This window comes from Paraburkholderia sp. BCC1884, assembly GCF_900996225.1.
Lineage (GTDB): Bacteria > Pseudomonadota > Gammaproteobacteria > Burkholderiales > Burkholderiaceae > Paraburkholderia.
On the sequence record NZ_CAAJGL010000128.1, the window covers coordinates 1 to 525 of the forward strand.

At 66.3% G+C, this 525-nt stretch carries 1 pseudogene; it reads left to right on the top strand.

What is annotated here, in order from left to right:
* Positions 1–525 (top strand): annotated as a pseudogene (locus FQ705_RS29305) (bifunctional metallophosphatase/5'-nucleotidase); the annotation flags it as partial.

The following is a 525-nucleotide window of genomic DNA, read 5'->3' on the forward strand; positions in this document are numbered from 1 at the left end:
GGCGGCCGACAATTCGATCGGCTTCGAGCGCGTCGCCACGCTGATCGCGGCGGCCCGCAAGCAATATCCGAACAACCTGCTGCTCGACGACGGCGACACCATCCAGGGCACCGCGCTGTCCGACTACCAGGCGCTGGTCAAGCCGGTTTCCTGCGACCAGACGCTGGCGATCTACAAGGTGATGAACGCCGCGAAGTTCGACGGCGGCGCGATCGGCAACCACGAATTCAACTACGGCCTGCCCTATCTCTCGCAGGTCACCGGCAATCGTTTCGACATCGACGGGCTGCCCGATCCGGCGCAGCAGCGCCAATGCGCGGGGCCGAACTTCCCGCAGGTGCTGTCCAACGTGATCAGCGCCAGGACCAGGCAGCCGCTGTTCCAGCCCTACACGATCATCACCAGGGTGGTGAGCGCCACCGCGCCCGACGGCAGCACCGTGAGCGGGCCGGTCAAGGTCGGCATCATCGGCTTCACCGCGCCGGCGATCATGAGCTGGGACAAGAGCGCGCTGGACGGCAAGGT